The organism is Leptospira dzoumogneensis, from assembly GCF_004770895.1.
Classification (GTDB): Bacteria; Spirochaetota; Leptospiria; order Leptospirales; family Leptospiraceae; genus Leptospira_B; species Leptospira_B dzoumogneensis.
This window is the reverse complement of record NZ_RQHS01000019.1, coordinates 447,177-465,311: the sequence shown is the minus strand read 5'-3', so window position 1 is coordinate 465,311 and position 18,135 is coordinate 447,177. Positions and strand designations below refer to the sequence as shown.

At 41.0% G+C, this 18,135-nt stretch carries 14 protein-coding genes; 7 read left to right on the top strand and 7 right to left on the bottom strand.

The window, feature by feature from the left end; translation table 11 throughout:
* Window positions 1-8: 8 nt before the first annotated feature.
* Window positions 9-917, bottom strand: a complete 909-nt coding sequence (locus tag EHR06_RS15800; protein ID WP_135758073.1) for a tetratricopeptide repeat protein — start codon at window positions 915-917, stop codon at window positions 9-11.
* A gap of 103 nt (window positions 918-1,020) precedes the next feature.
* On the opposite strand from EHR06_RS15800, the gene mpl36 reads away from it, so the two are divergent.
* Window positions 1,021-1,923: an RlpA family plasminogen-binding lipoprotein MPL36 gene (gene mpl36, locus EHR06_RS15795; RefSeq protein WP_135757874.1), complete on the top strand. Its 903-nt coding sequence runs from the start codon at window positions 1,021-1,023 to the stop codon at window positions 1,921-1,923.
* A gap of 54 nt (window positions 1,924-1,977) precedes the next feature.
* Here mpl36 and EHR06_RS15790 read toward each other — a convergent pair whose 3' ends face one another.
* Complete coding sequence (locus EHR06_RS15790) at window positions 1,978-2,244, bottom strand: hypothetical protein (RefSeq protein WP_135757873.1); 267 nt, start codon at window positions 2,242-2,244, stop codon at window positions 1,978-1,980.
* An 86-nt stretch (window positions 2,245-2,330) separates the two neighbouring features.
* Complete coding sequence (cysE, locus tag EHR06_RS15785) at window positions 2,331-3,044, bottom strand: serine O-acetyltransferase (protein ID WP_135757872.1); 714 nt, start codon at window positions 3,042-3,044, stop codon at window positions 2,331-2,333.
* A 150-nt stretch (window positions 3,045-3,194) separates the two neighbouring features.
* On the opposite strand from cysE, the gene EHR06_RS15780 reads away from it, so the two are divergent.
* Together EHR06_RS15780 and EHR06_RS15775 are read left to right on the top strand one after the other, a co-directional pair.
* Complete coding sequence (locus tag EHR06_RS15780) at window positions 3,195-4,139, top strand: site-2 protease family protein (RefSeq protein ID WP_135757871.1); 945 nt, start codon at window positions 3,195-3,197, stop codon at window positions 4,137-4,139.
* Window positions 4,136-5,581 (top strand): Vgb family protein, encoded by a 1,446-nt coding sequence (locus tag EHR06_RS15775; RefSeq protein ID WP_135757870.1) that lies wholly within the window; start codon window positions 4,136-4,138, stop codon window positions 5,579-5,581. The genes EHR06_RS15780 and EHR06_RS15775 overlap by 4 nt, the downstream gene beginning before the upstream one ends.
* On the opposite strand, the gene EHR06_RS15770 is transcribed toward EHR06_RS15775, so the two are convergent.
* On the bottom strand, window positions 5,574-6,899 hold the full coding sequence (locus EHR06_RS15770) for an MATE family efflux transporter (protein ID WP_135757869.1): 1,326 nt from the start codon (window positions 6,897-6,899) through the stop codon (window positions 5,574-5,576). The two genes, EHR06_RS15775 and EHR06_RS15770, sit on opposite strands and share 8 nt — an antisense overlap.
* Complete coding sequence (locus EHR06_RS15765; RefSeq protein WP_135757868.1) at window positions 6,896-8,206, bottom strand: dicarboxylate/amino acid:cation symporter; 1,311 nt, start codon at window positions 8,204-8,206, stop codon at window positions 6,896-6,898. The genes EHR06_RS15770 and EHR06_RS15765 overlap by 4 nt, the downstream gene beginning before the upstream one ends.
* A gap of 188 nt (window positions 8,207-8,394) precedes the next feature.
* Between EHR06_RS15765 and EHR06_RS15760 the strand changes: the two genes are divergently transcribed.
* The 3 genes from EHR06_RS15760 (at window position 8,395) to EHR06_RS15750 (ending at window position 15,882) form a co-directional block, all read left to right on the top strand.
* Complete coding sequence (locus EHR06_RS15760; protein WP_135757867.1) at window positions 8,395-11,580, top strand: SpoIIE family protein phosphatase; 3,186 nt, start codon at window positions 8,395-8,397, stop codon at window positions 11,578-11,580.
* Window positions 11,577-12,503: a hypothetical protein gene (locus EHR06_RS15755; RefSeq protein ID WP_135757866.1), complete on the top strand. Its 927-nt coding sequence runs from the start codon at window positions 11,577-11,579 to the stop codon at window positions 12,501-12,503. Before EHR06_RS15760 ends, EHR06_RS15755 begins: the two co-directional genes overlap by 4 nt.
* A 184-nt stretch (window positions 12,504-12,687) precedes the next feature.
* Window positions 12,688-15,882 (top strand): SpoIIE family protein phosphatase, encoded by a 3,195-nt coding sequence (locus EHR06_RS15750; RefSeq protein WP_135757865.1) that lies wholly within the window; start codon window positions 12,688-12,690, stop codon window positions 15,880-15,882.
* A 7-nt stretch (window positions 15,883-15,889) separates the two neighbouring features.
* Here EHR06_RS15750 and dcd read toward each other — a convergent pair whose 3' ends face one another.
* Both dcd and EHR06_RS15740 read right to left on the bottom strand, forming a co-directional pair.
* Complete coding sequence (gene dcd, locus EHR06_RS15745; protein ID WP_135757864.1) at window positions 15,890-16,420, bottom strand: dCTP deaminase; 531 nt, start codon at window positions 16,418-16,420, stop codon at window positions 15,890-15,892.
* A 70-nt stretch (window positions 16,421-16,490) separates the two neighbouring features.
* Window positions 16,491-17,264 (bottom strand): enoyl-CoA hydratase/isomerase family protein, encoded by a 774-nt coding sequence (locus EHR06_RS15740; RefSeq protein ID WP_135757863.1) that lies wholly within the window; start codon window positions 17,262-17,264, stop codon window positions 16,491-16,493.
* 124 nt (window positions 17,265-17,388) lie between these two features.
* On the opposite strand from EHR06_RS15740, the gene EHR06_RS15735 reads away from it, so the two are divergent.
* Entirely contained in the window at window positions 17,389-18,117 is a 729-nt protein-coding gene (locus EHR06_RS15735; protein ID WP_135757862.1) for an LIC10067 family putative lipoprotein, read from the top strand.
* The last annotated feature ends 18 nt before the right edge of the window (window positions 18,118-18,135 follow it).

The following is an 18,135-nucleotide window of genomic DNA, read 5'->3' as shown; positions in this document are numbered from 1 at the left end:
GAAAAAGATTAACCGGTTTCAGAAGTAGGATTTTCCTGTAAGTTTTTCTGTGCATACAATAAATACTTTAAGGCCCGCTCTGAATCTCCATGAAACAAATACATAAGGGAAAGATCAAGCGCGTCCTGTGCTTCCGGAGCCTCGAAATCCTGAGGGCTTTCCTTGGAAAGAGTGAGTTTATTCTTAAATTCATCCAATTTTTTTCGGGTTAAAACTTCTAGATTATCAAAGAATACTTTCTCTTCAGGTTTAGGTTTTTGTTTGGCTTGCTTGATAGAGTCATTGAATTGTACGAACCCTTGAGCACTCGTAGTTACTTTTTTCAGTGTCTCGAATGACTGTTTATAATTTCCAAGTTTTACATGGATCTCCGTCATTAGGATTTCCATTCTAGGGTCGTTCGGATTGATCTGGATCGCTGTGTTTGCGGCCTCTAATGCTTGTTCCCATTTTTCGGTATCAAAGTAAATAGTTGCAAGCGCCGCATAAGCGGTTTTATTTTTAGGATCTAACTTGATGGCATTTTTCAGATAAAGTTCGGACTTATCAGGTCGATCTAACTGCTTATAACAATATGCAAGAAGAAGATGTGAGTTTAGATATTTCTTATTTAACTCAAGAGAACCTTTGAGTGCCTTAACCGCCGCATCTAAGCTTCCGAGTCTATATAACTCTACTCCAAGATTATAATAAAGTTCGGTTGTTTTTCCTAGTTCGAGTGCCTTTTGGTAGGTCTTGATCGCATTTTCGGAGTCGCCGGTCCGAGAGTAAAGTGCACCTAAATTCAGATATGCCTTTTGGAATTTGGGGTTCATTCCTAAAATTTCAGAATATACCTTGGCCGCCTGGGAGATTTTCCCTTCTTTTTCGAGTTTTAAAGCCTCGTTGAACTTACGTTTGATATCGGCCTCGGTCATATCCGGAATATCGACTAAAATTCCCAAGAAAACAACCTGAAAAAAACTTCAGGTAAAATCCAAAAACCTCCGAAAATAAAACATAGAAAGACAGAGGTCCGAAATGAAACAGATAGCCGCTATCTTCGCATTGATAACAGTCACTGCTTGCGCTTCTTCCGAAACAAGAAGAAGTATCAGCGCGTCCGGAGATCCTTCCGAAATATTTTTTGAAAAAGAAATCGTTCCAATGGACCAAGAATCCAAAAGAGATTTGGTTCTGGCTAAGAATTCTTCCGCTTCCAGAGGATTGGATGATCTTCTCGCGGATAATAAACCCGTAAAAGCCACTACACCTTCCAGACAACAATCAGGTTCCAATGGAGAATTCGACGAGGTCGGATATTCTTCCTGGTATGGTCCTAAATTTCACGGTAAGCCGACTGCGAGCGGAGAAATTTTCGACAAAACAAAACTGACTGCAGCTCACCCGAGCCTTCCTTTAGGTTCAGTGGTTCGAGTCAAAAATCTGGAAAACGATAAAGAAGTTTTAGTAAAAGTAAACGACCGAGGACCTTTCGTAAAAGACAGGATCATTGATCTTTCTGAAAAAGCGGCCGAGAACTTGGAATTCAAAGATGTAGGAATTGCAAGAGTAGGCCTCACAGTAGTTAGTAAAGGTGGAGCAGCAGAGTCCGAAGACATGGAAGGTTTGGAAGATGAAGAAGCTCTTTTAAAAGAAAACAAACCTGAAAGACTGACCCCTAAAAAAGCGGTGACCCCTGCTCCATTAGTGAAGGGTGCTCCAAAAGGACAAACGGTCCAAGTGGGAGTTTTTAGGAACAGCAGACTTGCCGAGGACTACAGAAAAAATCTTTCCGCAGAATACGGTGAGAAAGTATATCTTTTCGAAAGAGACGGTATGTTCGTTCTTCAAATGGGTGATTTTATGGATCGCGCAAAAGCGGACCTTCTAAAATCCAAATTGAAAGAAGACGGAGTGGATTGTTTTATTCCTAAAAAATAAAACTCTCATTCGATCTCTGAAAGAAAAAGCCTCCTATATCGGAGGCTTTTTTATTTAATTCCGGTGAGCCCTGCAGCCTTTGACTTTCATCCTACTTGCACAAATCGATTTAGATAATTGAACATACCCTGGAAGACAGGTACCTGTTCCTTGCCCGCAGGCAGGATCGGCTATCAATAACATTGCAAAACAATTATCATAATCTTTTAGATCTTCTGCGCAAAGATCTTCATGATTTACTAAAAGTCCACAATCGGAAAATGAATAGAGTAAAATTGTAGAAAAACAAATTAGAAAAATGGCCCTTATTTTTAACTTCATAAACCCTCTGCCGCAAAGGCGGCTAACGAATATAGCCCAAAAGATAGGGGAGAAGGTCAGTTTGTCAAAAAAAATCTTTCAGGAATTTAGATCCCGCCGCCGTGGATGAACTCGTTTAGTTCATCGTCTTCGTTTTTTGTCTCAGGTTTTTTATCTTTCAGATTGGATTTTGCGTATAGTTCGTTCACTTCTTTTTGCAAAGTATCTATCTTTTCGACCAGAATAGAGAAAACTCTCGCTACAGGATCCGGAAGTTCCCCGTGATCCAGCATTCTCTCTCCTTCTTTTCCGAAATCAACTTTGGAACGGACTACTTTTCCGGGAACTCCAACGACAGTACAATCTGCAGGAACATCTCTAAGAACTACAGAACCGGCACCGATCCGAACATTATGTTCGATGACTATATTTCCTAAAATTTTTGCTCCGGCTCCTACTACCACATTCTCTTTTAAAGTGGGATGTCTTTTGCCGCTTTCTTTACCTGTTCCGCCCAAGGTCACACCTTGTAGGATCAAACAACCTTTTGCTATTTCTGCGGTCTCTCCTATGACAACGCCTTGACCATGATCAATAAAGATCCCAGGTTCAATTTTTGCTCCCGGATGAATGTCTATCCCAGTCAAAAATCGTGCGAAAGTATTGATGATCCTAGGAAATAAAGGAATTTTGATCTTATATAAAAAGTGTGCCAGGGAGTGGAACCAAAGCGCGTGTAAACCCGGATAACATAAAATGACTTCCAAATAGGACTTGGCGGCCGGATCGTTTTTTTTAATTGCTTTGATGTTTTCGAACAAATGTTTATCCCGGTTCTTCTTTGACGGTCGATAGAAGAATAATGTTATCTTTAGTTATGAATAAACCTGAAACCATGTGCCGGTATGTAAAGGAGGAATCATTTTGAGAGAGGAACCGAGTCGGAATCTAAAGGAAAACGGTCTAAAAAATTGAACAGATCGTCTTACGGATGGAACGTACTTCTTTTCGTTCTGACTTTTTTTACCTTAACCTTTCAGGACGATATATTCAGGATCCCGTATTTAAACTTCGCAGCGATCTCCGAGATATTTCGGATCAGAACTCCTTATTCATTCTCTCTTCTAGGAATTCTATTCTGCCATGAGATGGGGCATTACTTGGCCGCTAGATATTATGGGATCAAGTCTACTCTTCCTTACTTTCTGCCTGTTCCATTTTCTCCAGTAGGAACTATGGGTGCAGTGATCCGTATCAAGGAACCTATCCGAAACAAGATCCAATTATTCGATATTGGGATCTGGGGACCTGCAATGAGTCTGGTACTTTCCATTCCTTGTATCGTGATCGGATTATATAATTCTCAATTAGTTTCTCTCGCAGAAAGGACCGCAATACTACAAGCTCATCCGGAACTAATGGACATTCATTTTGGAGATAGTATTCTTACTTATCTTTTGTCCCAGAAAATTTTAGGACCTTTCGATGCTTCTCTCTTTACCGTGGAATACAATCCTCTTGCTTTTGCCGGTTGGGTAGGACTTCTGATCACAGCATTAAATCTTTTACCTTTCGGTCAATTAGATGGAGGTCATGTCGTTTATTCATTAGCGGGAGAAGGTTATAGAAAGTGGATCTACTATTTGTTTTCCGCATTTCTTTTGCTTTCTCTTTGGAATTATTCGTGGATCTTATGGGGATTGCTCATCTATTACTTTATCAGAGTAGAACATCCTTTTGTCCCGGATGCTTCTTATCCAATCGGTAAATTTAGAAAGATATTCGGCTGGGGTATGTTATTATCCTTCCTGCTTATTTTTCCTATCTCTCCGATCACTGTTGTGTCTTCGTCCGGAGCCAAGAGCAGTTTAGGAGAAGATCTCTGGAATATTCTGCTCGAAGTATTTTCAAAATGAGAAAACTGATCTTTCAAATTTTCATCCTGCTATTTCTAATCATCTCTCTTTCTATCCATTCACAAGAAGAAGGTGATGTAGACATTCAATTGACAGAAAGCCCTTACGGTCTTTCTTACGATGGAACAAATTTCTGGTTTGCAGACAGCAAAAGAAGAGCGATCATTCGTGTGGATCCAAGCGGCAGGCAGGAAGCTTTCAATTTAGGAATTCCTTTCATCGCGGGTTTAAATTTCGATCCGAGAGAAGGGAAACTATTCGTAGCTAGCAAAAGGGTCGTTCTAAAGGTAGAGCCCAATACAGGCGGAGTTACCGAAAGGATCCAGGTTCCGATAGACAAAATAGGCGGTATCGCAAACTTCCAAAATTATCTATATATTCTGGATTCGGATACAGGAAAGGTTTCCGTTTATGATAAAGGGACCCAAAGTTTTTTCGGCGGATTCTTAACGGATAGATCCGAACCGAAAGATATTTGTTTTGCAAGAGACAGTCTTTGGATCACAGATTCTTCCGACGGAAATGTTTATAGATACGATCCTACCAGCGGAAAGATCACAGGTTCGATCCGTTCTCCTTCTAAAGACATTCGTGGTATTGCAATCCTTGGGAGTAGGATCTATGTTGTAGATCGAACTACTAGGGAAGTCAAAAAGATCTCCTTTGTAGAAACGGATCGATTCCTTGCTTCCGGAGAGGCTACATATCTAATCAATGTAAAGATCAAATATTCTTTGGACGAGGCTAGTTTAGTCGGTGGAGTTTTGGGACTTCTTCCACCTCCTACGACGGAACACCAAAGGATAAGAAATCTAAAAACCAAGGACCCTAAATTTAAAGGGGATATGGTGATGGGAGTTCGTGCTCTTTCTAAAAAGTTAGGCATAGATGATCCTAAAGGTTCCCAAACCTTAGAATATCATTTTGAAGCCAGAACGACTAACGTCAGATATTACGTTCTAGATGATTTTTTAAAGAAGAAGGAAGAGATACCCACCGACCTGGCAGCATTCACCAAAAATAGGGTTTCGGTAAAGGAGAAGGCAGGGAATTTTTTCTTAGATAAAATTTTCGACGCCAGATTATTCCGCTCCGATTGGGACAGTCTGAAAAAGTCTCTACTGGATTCAGGTCTGCCTGTTCGTCCTGTGAGAAGTTTGGTGTTTTCCGGAAATTCAAATCCTTCTTTCAAAGATACCTTGGATATTTATATTCCAAGTTTTGGCTGGGTACCTCTGGCGAGTGTAAAACCGGAGAAGATAGAATCTTCTCGTGCTTACCAAAAGGGAGAAGATATGGTGGATCTGTTTCGCAGCGAAGCTTGGGCGGCTTTACCTTCTCCTATTTTATTTAAGGCAAAGGATTCCGAAATCTGGAAACCGCTTCCTGCAGAGATAGAAGTTACTCTTCTTCCTAAAGGTACGGATCTTTCTTCTAACTGAAGGATCCTTGTCGGCTTACAAAATATCTTTTATAAGCGACTATCCCGAGTGTGATCGCTCTTCCTAACATATAGGAAGAGAGTGAAAGCCAAAGTATATGATTATTATTTTGGATCTTTCCCCAATAAGCGATGGGAAAGAAAAACAGTATGGAACTTACGATCATTGAATTTCGCAGGATTTTACCTTCTGAAATTCCTAAGAAAAAACCATCGAATATGAATGCAAAAGATCCGAAGAGTAGGACCGGTGCGATCCAATAACCGTATTCTTTCGCAATAGTTACGACCGGTTTGGATTTGCTGAATAATTCGAATAAGGATCCGGCAGGAAGAAGGATCAAGATACAAAAAAGTAAGGAAATCCCGAAGCCGGAAACAATCGCCATTTTTAGGATCTTTCTAAGGCCTTCCGAGTTATTATTTCCTTTTAGATTTCCTGCAACTGTTTCCATTGCGATTGCTGCACCATCTATCCAAAAAGCTCCGATCAATATCAATTGATGAAGGATCGCGTTTGCAGCCAAGGTTTCCGATCCTAAACCGGAGCTGTAATTCCTAAACAAACTGAATGTTGTGATGAGTAACAGAGTCCGGATCATTATATCCGAATTTAAAGAAAGTAAGAAGGTATATCCTTTCAGAGAAAAGATCCTGATTTCATGATAAACTTGTAAGAAACGGTCCTTCTCCTTGAATAATAAAACCAGGAAGAATGCGCACATCAAATATTGGCTGATAGAAGTTGCGATCCCTGCTCCGTAAGCTTTCCAATCTAAAAATAGAATGAACCAAATATTCAATCCTATATTGACGACGTTCGCAATGACGGTTGCCACTAAGACAGTTGCACTTTTGGACCTTCCTAAAAACCAACCGGTGAGCACAAAATTACAAAGTGTTGCAGGCGCGCTGATGATCCTGGATTTGAAATATTCTCCTCCGGCGGATTTTACTTCCTTCTCCCCTTCTAATATTGAAAATCCGAATTCTTCCAAATAAGAATTTGAGAGTAAGATAAGAACTCCGATCACGAGACCGAGCAGTAAAGATCTTAATAATATCTGAAAGGATCCTTTATTGTCTTCATTTCCTTCTGCCTGCGCAGTAAGACCTGTTGTGCTCATTCTTAAAAATGAAAATCCCCAAAACAAATAATCGAACAGGACATTGGATAGAGCGACTCCCGCAACGTACGTATGGGATTCCAACTGACCAAGGACAGCAACATCTGCAAAGCTTGTAAGTGGAACAGTTAAGTTCGCGATTATATTGAAGAATGTAAGAGTGAGAAATTTTTTTTCCAAGAGAAGACTCAGGTGCTCAGTCGTTTCTTATCTTCTATACTTTGGAAAACATTACAAGCAACCAAGTCTCCAGTGATATTCACAGTGGTCCTGCACATATCCAAAATACGGTCTACTCCTAAGATGATCCCGATCCCTTCTGTGGGAACTCCTACGCCGGCTAGAATAGATGCAAGTATCACGATCCCAAGTCCTGGAGTACTTGGAGTTCCGATAGAAGCTACCACAGTTGCAATCAGCACAAATGCAAGATTGGCGGCAGTTAATTCTATTCCATATACTTGAGCCAAGAATACTGTGGCAACCGCTTGGTAAAGTGCGGTCCCGTCCATATTCACCGTGGCTCCTAAAGGAAGAATGAACTCTGCAATTTTTCGGGAGATTCCCATCTTCTCTATTCCTGTTTTTAAAGAAAAAGGAAGAACTGCGGCCGAACTGGAAGTGGAGAATGCGAGAAGCTGCACTTCTCCCGCTTGTTTAAAAAACCAAATAGGGCTCTTTTTTGTGACAAGTATGAATATGATCGAATACATGACCAGCACTAGGACCAAGCCGCCTAGTACTGTGAGAAAATAAACTCCAAGACTTAATAAAACCTTGAGTCCTATCTTTGCGGTGATCTGCGCGATAAGCCCGAAGACTGCAAAAGGTGCGATCTTCATTGCCCATTGTACAAATATCATACTTGTCTTGAAGATTGCCTGGAATACGGGAAGAACATAGGCCGCACTTTGTTGTTCTATAGAAAGAATAGCGATCCCGACCAATAGGGCGAGTAAAACTACTCCTAACATATCCCCGTTCGCAAAAGTTTGGAATGGGTTTCTAGGAAGAACTGAAAGTATTAATTCAGGGACCTTTTCCACGGAGACAGTACCCGAGGATTCGGATACTTTGTTCGGAACCTGCACTCTTGGGATCCCGGCAGGATCTACAAAACTTCCCGGCTTAATAGTACTTGCTAAGATCATTCCGATAGATACGGCTAATATTGTGGTAAATACGAAGTATAAGAATGCTTTTAATCCGAAACTTTTCAGATTTTCTAGAGTTTCCCCGGCATGTATTCCTAGGACGATGGAACAAAACACCAAAGGGATCATGATGATCTGCAATAAGATCAGGAAAAAATGACCTGGAAGCCCTAACCAAGAAATGACGGGTTTGGAAATTTCTTGGGGCAACAACGAATTTTCAGGACTTAGATATAGACCTGCTAAAAGTCCGGATACCAAACCTAACAAAACTTTGAACCAGAGTTTCTCTAAAGGAAGAAATCTAATAACATTCGGAAGGTTTCGGTTCGAGTCGGCGGACATACTCGACAGAATAGGAGTCGCATTCTTATTTTTCTATTGATTTTTCCCTTTTCAAAATGATAGTGAAGGCTTTAGCCGATTTTTTACCAGTTCTGAAGATGTATTCCGGAACCGGTAAACTAAAAATAAAAGATTCGGTTTGAAGTCAGTTTCGATTGTCCGGCATCCGGAATTGCTTGCAGGAGTTTATGGGGTTAAATCCGATTTCTTGGGACCTGGTCCTTTTTAATTATTATTCGTTTGGAAGTTTATTGGTCACTTTGACCACCATATTCCTCGGGATTTTCTTTCTTACCTTAAAGAATAGGACCATAGCTACCACTCATCTTGGGATTGGCTTTATGCTATTAGGAATATTCGAGACAGGATATTTCTTAGCCGCCTTCTTATATCATCCGATTGCTGCTTATCACCGTTGGATGACCGGTGGGTTTATTCTTTTTGCTCTTACTCATTTCACTCAGTTCTTACTTAGGTTTCCTGGGAATAGCAACCAACGAATTGCTAAATGGGTTTTGATCACAGAACATTCAGTTGCTGCAATCACCGTAACCTTTTTCGTATATTTTACATATATATCGGAGAAGATCTATCACTTCACCGCTCATCACTGGGACTTCAATGCGTTTGATGCCAGCCGTTATCTTGCGTTAGTGATCGGAATATTCTCCATCGTAGGTTTTATCGTTGTCCCTGCATGGAGAGTGATGATTACCAAAGACAAGAGAAGGATCGCTCTTCTCATGTTCAATATCGGATTTTTGATCGCGGCAATTTATCCGAATATCTCAAACATTCTCAGCCGAGACGGGGTGATGGAACGTTCTACCTACATGACCTCGAACGTAATTTTATTCTTAACTGCGTTCTCATTCTTAGTCATCGCGTTTATCAATAATAGTGCGGAACGTACTACCTTCATGGTTAAGATCGTGGGGATCACACTTTTCACGATCTGTTTGATCATGCAGGCTCTTGTTTATATCTCCAGCCAGGAAAAAGACGCAGAATACGATAGCTTACGTATGGTGAATATCGAAAGGGCTTTGGAGAATGGTGTCAAATCGGGAGATATAGAGTATGCCTTCCATTGGGATGATTCCAAGGAAAGTTTGAATTCTTCGGAGTATGATCCTAACAAAGAATTAAATCTCAAAGAGATAGAGGCAGACTTACAGAACGTCACCACTTACGAAGAGATCCGCAATCTAAAAGAAGAAGGATTTAGAAAATCCTTAAGTTCTCTCCTGGATCGAACTCACACCTACTTCGGCGGTTATAAACGTTTTATTCAAAAATTATTGGATGATAAAAAAGATCTCTCCGATGCGGAACTTAAGAAACTGATCTTAGAAAGTGCGGAACAATGGAACAAACGTGCTTTCGTTGCTACGAACAGACTCGAAGCGATCGTAGGAGGATCTTTCTGTAAGAAGGGAAGAGACTTCGTAAATGCTTTAGGAGATTCCGAGTTCGGCTTTAAGGAAGAAATTTTCTCCCATTGGTCGGAAGACTGTCTTTGGGATGGAAAGGACTTAAGCCAATCTCAACTTCGTTCCGAAGTTCTAAGATATTTCAGATATTTTAAACCGAGCGAGACCCGCCACTACAGAAGAAGTCAGGATGGAACGGGGCATTACGTTGCCTTTATGAAATTCCAACCTGAAAAACAGCAGATGAGCGAGGTCGGATTCTCTTATAGATTGTATAGAGAATTCATGCACCCGACTGCAGTGAAACAGACCGGGATCCTGCTCGCGGTGATCTTTATCGTTCTAGCTTTATTTCCACTCTTCTTCAAAAACAGCTTAGTGGATCCCTTGAATAGCCTTCTTTCCGGTGTGGAAAAGGTAAATAAGGGAGATCTAGACGTAGTGGTTCCAGTCAAGGTCCGAGATGAGATCGGATTCTTAGCGGACTCATTCAACGCGATGGTGGCTTCTATCAAACAAGCCAGAAGAGAACTGCAAGATTACGCGGAAAACCTGGAAGAAAAAGTTCGTGAAAGAACTAGAGAGGTCCAGGAGAAGATGGAAGAAGTCCAACGCCTTAAAGTACAGCAGGATGGTGACTACTTCTTAACTTCCTTATTAGCGAAGCCGCTTTTTTATAACGCGAACAAATCCAAATTAGTTTCTACCGATTTTATCATTCGCCAAAAGAAACAGTTCGAGTTCAGAGGGAAACATTCCGATCTGGGCGGGGACATTTGTGTAACCGGAAATCTAAGACTAGGACGTCCTGATTCATTCAAACGTTATACGGTTTCCATGAACGGTGACGCAATGGGTAAATCCATGCAGGGTGCCGGTGGAGCGTTGGTAATGGGAGTTGTTATGAACTCGATTCTTGCTCGTTCTGCTGCAAATAACAGGATCTTGGATGCAACTCCTGAGCAGTGGTTAACTGAAATTTACGACGAGATCCATGCGGTTTTCAAATCATTCAACGGCTCGATGGTTATCTCTGCTTCCCTTTATCTGATTGAAGACGAAACCGGAAAATGTTGGTATTTCAACGCGGAACACCCTTATTCAGTTCTGTATAGGGATGGAAAGGCAAGTTTTATAGAAGACGGACTGACTCTTAGAAAATTAGGTCTGGATTCGGAATTCGAATTTAAGGTCCGAAGTTTCCAACTCAAAAAAGGTGATATTATCATCCTTGGTTCTGACGGTAGAGACGATGTAGATTTAACCCCTGAGGAAACCATCCGCACTATCAACGAAGACGAGATGTTGTTTCTCCGACATGTAGAGACGGCAAAGGCAAATCTGGAAGATATAGAGACCGAGATCCGTAAAACCGGAGAACTCACGGATGACCTTTCTCTTCTCAAGATAGAGTTCCAAGGAGAACCTAAAAGCGATGAGATCGAAGAAATTTTCGAATCTTCCGATCATATCGACAAAGCATTAAATACGGATTCCGTTTATGAAGACGCTAAGAAGATGTACAAAACCGGACGTTTGGACGAAGCATTAGAACTTCTGAAAACAGGTTATATGCATGATAGCGCTAACCAAAGGTTGAACAAACTTTTGGGACTTCTAAGCTTTAAGGGCAAAGATTATAATACTGCAGTAGAAGTCCTGAACAACTATCTTGGAACGGATCCGGATCTTCATGAGTATTGGTTCTATCTTTCCATCGCGAACAAGAAGATGGGCAAGTATGACCAGGCTTTGACTGCGAGTTTGAAACTTTTAGAGATCGATCCAAACAATATTTCCAATATGATCAATCTATCCGATATCTATCGTTTGATGGAAATGTACGATAGAGCGGAAGAATATGCTCGTAAAGTATTACAAAAAGAACCGGGGAACGAAAACGCTCATAAACTGATCCGTTTGATAGAGAGAGATCGTTGATAAACGATTCTTTCTCTAAGTTCTCTTTATGGATGCGGATAGGAATACTTTCCGCATTCTTACTTTCTGTTTTTCCCATTCTTTCTCAAAATAAGAAGTCCCCTAAAACAAACGAGTCCAACTTCTCCTTTAGATTAAAAGGAGGAGAAGTGAAATTAACAGTTCGAAACGAAACCGAACTGAAAGAATGGGACAAGTACGCTTTCGAGAAAACGAAAAAGATCCTAGATGCCTATGAGTCTTATTTGGGGATCCCATTTCATCAGGCTTCTTCTCCCATATTTAAAACTCTTCCTTCTTCTGAAAAAGATAAGATACGATTGGTCTTAAAAGATACAGTCTTCCTGAATGGGACAAGGGTGGGAGGATACAATAATGTATCCGGCGAATTGGGTAAGGAACTAGGTATTTTTATGGAACTGGGCCTTGTTCCTCCAGGTTATCCTGCCTTGTTATTACATGAACTGGGGCATTATTATTTCACGGAACCTTCTTGGTTAAGCGAAGGGATTGTTTCTTATCTGCCTTACCTTTTGTCCAAAAGAGGTTATCTAAAACTGGATTCGGATGAGCTCCAATCGGTAACTGAAGAATGGAGCCTGAACGAGGCAATCCCTAAAAACGATCCTCCTCTTTCCAAGGATTTTCATCTTTCTAATCCTAATTTGGGGCCTTGGTTCTATTCTAAGTCGATTCGCACTCAATTTATTATCCACAAAGAACTGGGTTACGAAGGTTATAAAACCTTTTTGAAACAGGTGGCTTCTTCCGAAGTACTGAACACCGAATTAGTTTTTAAGATCTTGAATAAGATCCAGAGAAAAGATTGGAATAAGATCTTAGAAGGTTGGGTGGAAGCCGGGCCGTACAGTGTTTATCCTCCCAACTCTTTTATGAAAATCCAAGACATAGAAAAGCTTTAAGCTTGATTTTTATATTGCATTCGTTATACAAAATAGTGAATTCTAAAAGATTCTTTTTTGATTTGATCTGATCGGTTCAGGCTTTAATATAATCCATTTATAAGAACCTGTCCCAGGGGCCAAGTTCTTGGAACCCGGCCGATAGCTGGGTTATAAGTATCGAATTCGATTCCCTTTTGTTTACATGGAAATTTCTTCAATCTTACAAAACGATGTTCTGCTGAACTATTATTCTTTCGGAAGTTTGCTATCGATCCTAGCGTTTCTATGCACTTCCTTATTCTTTCTTTTCTTAAAAGAAAAATCCTCCAGCACAATGCATCTTGCATTAGGTGCTCTGTTTTTCTCCTTCTTCTGTTCCGGATACTTTTTCGCAGCATTCTTGTACAATCCGATCGCCGCTTATCACAGATGGTTGACTGTCGGATTTATTTTGCCTGCGCTCATTCACTTGGGTCAGTTTTTAGCACGTTATCCTGGGCATGCGAACCCCAAAATGAACAGAAATCTCACGATCGGAATGTACTCGGTCGCCGCGATCGGTATTTCTTATTTTTATTATATTACTCTTAGCTCTCCTAGAAAATACCACTTCACCGCTCATCACTGGGACTTTAACGCGGAGAAGGCTTCTTCAATTATCGCGGTATTGATCGGACTATTCGTTCTGATCTCATTCTTGATCCTGCCTATCTATAGAATGACCAAAACCAAAGGAAGGGTTCGATTTGCGATCGGCGGTTTTATGGCGGCCCTTCTTGCGGGTGGTGTGGTTCCCGCGCTTACGAATATTCTAAGCCGAGACGGATGGATTGAGCGCTCTACTTATTTAACTTCTATCGTTCTTTTGATGACCTTAGGGATTTTTTTGATCCTTGTGATCTTCTTGAACTTCAGCGAAGAAAAAACCACATTTATGGTCAAGATTGTAGGGATCACTTTTGTGACATTGATGTTGATCATGCAGGCTTTGGTTTTTATCTCCAATCAAGATAAAGAAGCGGAATATGATACCAAAAGTATCGTGAACATGTCGAGAGCACTCGAGGGTGGAAAACAAATCCCTGAGATGTTATATATCGTTCAGTGGGAAGGCGGATCCAAGAATGTGGATTATTCCCGCTACGACAATCAATATGATCTGAGACTCCCTCAGTTAGAGATAGATTTTAAGAATACGATCATCTTCGAGCATATGAAACTTTTGGCCGAAGAGAATTTCAGGAATTCGGTTAAAAAGACCCTGAAAGATACTCATGAATATTTCAGCGGTTATCGAGCCTCTATTCTGAAGTTTTTGGATGATAATCCGAATCTGGAAGGAAAAGAATTAAAAACAAAATTATTCGATCATCTGATCACTTTAAACACGGCCGTTTTCGTAACTTCCAATAAACTGGACTATATCTTCCCGAAAGAATTCTGCGTAGACGGTAGAAATTATCTGAAAGGTGTCGGGAACAAAGGAGTAATTCCGTTCAAAGAACATCTTCTTCAAAAATGGAAGGAGAAGGACGGCACATGTACGTTTAATGAAAAGGATCTGTTGATCGGACATTTAAAGGCGGAAGTACTTTTATATTTCCGTCCATTCCAGCCCGCATTGTACCGCCATTACAGAAAAAGTTTGGATGAACACCAACATTTCGTAACTTATATTCATTATGATGTTAAGAAGGATGTGGTCAGCGAAGTAGGCTATTCTTACCGCAAGTATAGAGAATTTATGCACCCGACTGCCGCAAAACAGACCCTGATTTTGGGTTTGGTTTTGGTAGTTGTATTCTTCGTATTCCCATTATTTTTCCGGCAAAGTTTGGTCACTCCGTTAAACAGGCTATTGTCCGGAGTGGAAAAAGTAAACTTAGGCGCCTTAGATGTAGAAGTGAAAGTGGACTTAAAGGATGAGATCGGATTTTTATCGGACTCATTCAATAGCATGGTAACTTCTATCCGAAAAGCGAGGGGAGAACTCCAAGATTACGCGGAACATTTGGCAACTAAGGTAAGAGAAAGAACTAGAGAACTTTCCGAAAAGATAGAGGAACTCCAACGCCTTAAGGTGCAGCAAGACGGGGATTATTTCTTAACTTCTCTATTAGCTAAACCTCTTTTTTATAATGCGAATAAATCCCCAAAGGTAAGCACTGATTTTATTCTTCGCCAAAAGAAACAATTCGAGTTCAAAGGCAAACGTGCTGACTTGGGTGGAGACCTTTGTGTGACTGGAAACCTTCGTCTCGGAAAAGAGAACGATTATAAACGTTATACTTTTGCGATGAACGGAGATGCAATGGGTAAGTCCATGCAAGGAGCAGGAGGCTCTCTCGTGATGGGAGTTGTGGTTAACTCCATTCTTGCAAGGTCCGCAGCGAACGACAGGGTCTTGGATACGACTCCTTCCGAATTTTTAACCGAAATTTATAAAGAGATGCAGTCCGTTTTCAAATCATTCAACGGATCAATGGTGATCTCCGGAACTTTCATAGTTATCGAAGACGATACGGGTAAATTCTGGTATTTTAACGCGGAGCACCCTTTCTCAGTAATGTATAGAGATGGAAGAGCTGGATTCTTAGAAACAGGACTCACACTTAGAAAGATCGGATTGGATTCGGAATACGAGTTCAAAGTCCACTCCGGAAGATTAGAACCTGGTGACGTATTGATCGTTGGTTCCGACGGTAAGGACGACTTAGATCTCACTCCTGAAAAGGAAGTCCGCACCATCAATGAAGATGAAATGCTTTTCCTACAAATGGTGGAGAAGGGCCAAGGTGATCTGGAAAGGATCGAAGAAGAAGTACTGAAAGTTGGGGAGTTAACCGACGACCTTTCTCTTCTTAGAATTGAATATTCTCCTGTTGCTTCTCCGGAAACAAACGGAAAAGAAGATGAGATCTCCGATCCTTTTGATTGGAAGTTCATTTATAAAAAAGCGAAAGAAGATTATATGGGCGGCCGTTTGAGCGAGGCTCTCGGCGCACTCGAAGGCCTATACAAATCGGATCCTCAAAACACAAAAGTGACCAAGCTGCTAGGACTTCTTAGCTTTAAAGGTAAAAATTACGGCAAGGCAGTGGAAGTTCTGAACAAGTATCTAGGATCCGATCCTGACTTAGTAGAATACTGGTATTATCTTTCTTTGGCGAATCGCAGGATCGGAAGAATGGACGAAGCGATCTTGGCTGCAAAAAGAATGGAGGAACTCCAACCGGATAATTCCATGAACCTGATCAATCTTTCCGACTTATACCGTCAGACTGAACAATTTGAATTAGCATTGGAATATGCTCGTTTGGCTCTGGAGAAGGACCCGGAAGACGAGAACGCTCAGAAATTAGTAAGACTGATCGAAAGAGATAGAAGAACTTCTTAATAGAAGTTTAATATTTTCCGTTCTCGAAATCTTTGTAAAGCATAGAGGTTTGGATCCCTTTATTGCCTTGGTATTTGCCTGATTTGTATTCTGTAATCTCACCTTCGACAGTATGGTAGAAGATCTGGCAAATTTCCACATTCGGATAAATGACTAGGGGCTGGATGACTGAGATCTCAAGAGTCCAGAATCCTTTGAATCCTACGTCCCCGAATCCTGCAGTCACATGCACGTACATTCCCAATCTACCTATAGAAGAACGACCTTCTAACATCGGGACAAGGTTATGTGTTTCGGTATACTCTAAAGTTCTGCCCAGATAAAGAACTCCAGGCTGTAAGAGTAGTCCTGAATCCGGTATGATCAGATTTTCGGAAGGATTGGGTTTTTTCATATCCAACGGGCTTTCCGTATAACGAACCAATTCGTTATGAAGCCTTAGATTATAAGAGTTCGGATTTAATCTATTGTCGGAGTAAGGATCTATGATGATGTCCTTCTCTAATCTTTTTTTAATTTCCTTACCCGTTAGAATCATTCGTATTCCAGCTTCCTTGTTTTGCCTATTTTCGGGTCGGCCTTGTGTCTCGCCTCCCTTTTTCGGAGTCCTATTTTCCTTTAAATTCCGGTTTTCTTTTTTCTCGGAATGCTTTTAGGGCTTCTATCCTATCTTCCGTTTTTAAGGTTTTATTATAATGTTTCCTTTCTATCTTTAAGGCAGTTTGTATATCTTCTCCTTCTCCTTCTCTGATCGCTTCTTTAGCAAGTCTTAAGGAGATAGGTGCTTTTTCGGAAAGTAAGGAGGCCAATTTTTTTCCGGCCATAAATGCAGAGTCATGCCAAACAGAATTGGCAAGTTGGATATCCAATGCGGTTTGCGCATCTATTACAGAAGCAGTTAAAATAAGTTCTAATGCTTTTGTTTTTCCCACTCTGCGTGGAAGTCTCTGGGTTCCACCTGCTCCAGGAATAATACCAAGTCCTGTTTCAGTAAGACCCACTTTTGCTTCTGCACTCATAAGTATAAAATCACAACAGAGGGCCATTTCTAATCCACCGCCGTAAGCATCTCCATCCAAGGCAGCGATCGTTGGGAAGGGAAGATTTTCCAGAGCCAGAAAACATTGCCCTACTTGGTCCAGAAATTTATGTACTTCTTTCTCGGACATATCCGCTCTTTCTTTCAGGTCCGCTCCAGCACAGAATACGGATCCTTCTCCCCTGAGTACTAGAGCACGGATTTTTGGGTCCTTATTTGCTCTTTCTATATGAGACATAAGCTGATAAAGCAATTCTCTAGAAATCGCGTTTCGTTTTTCGGGTCGATTTAAACTGATTATGCACGTATAATCTTCGATGGAATAAAGAACAGTCTCGCTCATGTTTACCTTCTAAAAAATCTTTCCTGGATAGGCCGGATCTTTCCGATAATTGGGTAGATTCTGCGGTTTTTTAAAAACGGCAAGCAAAAGCGTTAGGTATGAACGGTTCTAGGTTAAAGAAAAAATGCGATTTCAGATTCGGATCTTAGCTATTATTTTATCTCTATTTATCTTTGGACTTGGTTGTTCTACCGGTAAGGACTCGGACCTTGCCAGCCAGTTAGGTTTGGGAAATCCAGTGATCACAGAAATTGATCCCCCTAGCGGATCTCCTCCAATCGGAACAACTGTAGGAACAACAGTCACTATTAAGGGCCGTTTATTCTCTGCGGATAAAAACTTAACAACGGTTAAATTTAACGGAGTGTCTGCAAGTGTTCTGAGCGCGACCAGCACAGAGATCGTAACCGTGGTCCCTGCCGGAGCTTCTACCGGGACATTGTTTGTGACCAAAGAAGGGCCGGTTATTTGTGATGAGAATAACGGAGATACGGCTACTAACTGTTACGGTAGGAAGTTTTATATAGATTGTTATAAGTCTTTCGACAATCTATACGGCGAAGAATTAGGAGTCACTTATCCCGATTCTAAAACTTTTGCAATTTCAGGCCAGACAGGAACAAAAGCACTTAGGATTGACCTGAATCCTGACGGACCCACCAACGTTAAGATCGCCTGTGATACGTATCTGATCTATTCCAAGTTTTCCAAGACCTGCGGCCGCACGGATGTAGGAACTTTTGGAGATACAAGCACTTGGATATTTGAACCTACTTTGACCTTCTCCAGTTATTATACAGTCCAGATGTTCGTTACAGCCGGAAAGGGAGATTGTACAGTATCTTTTCCTTAAGTTTTAGGGTAAAAAAAT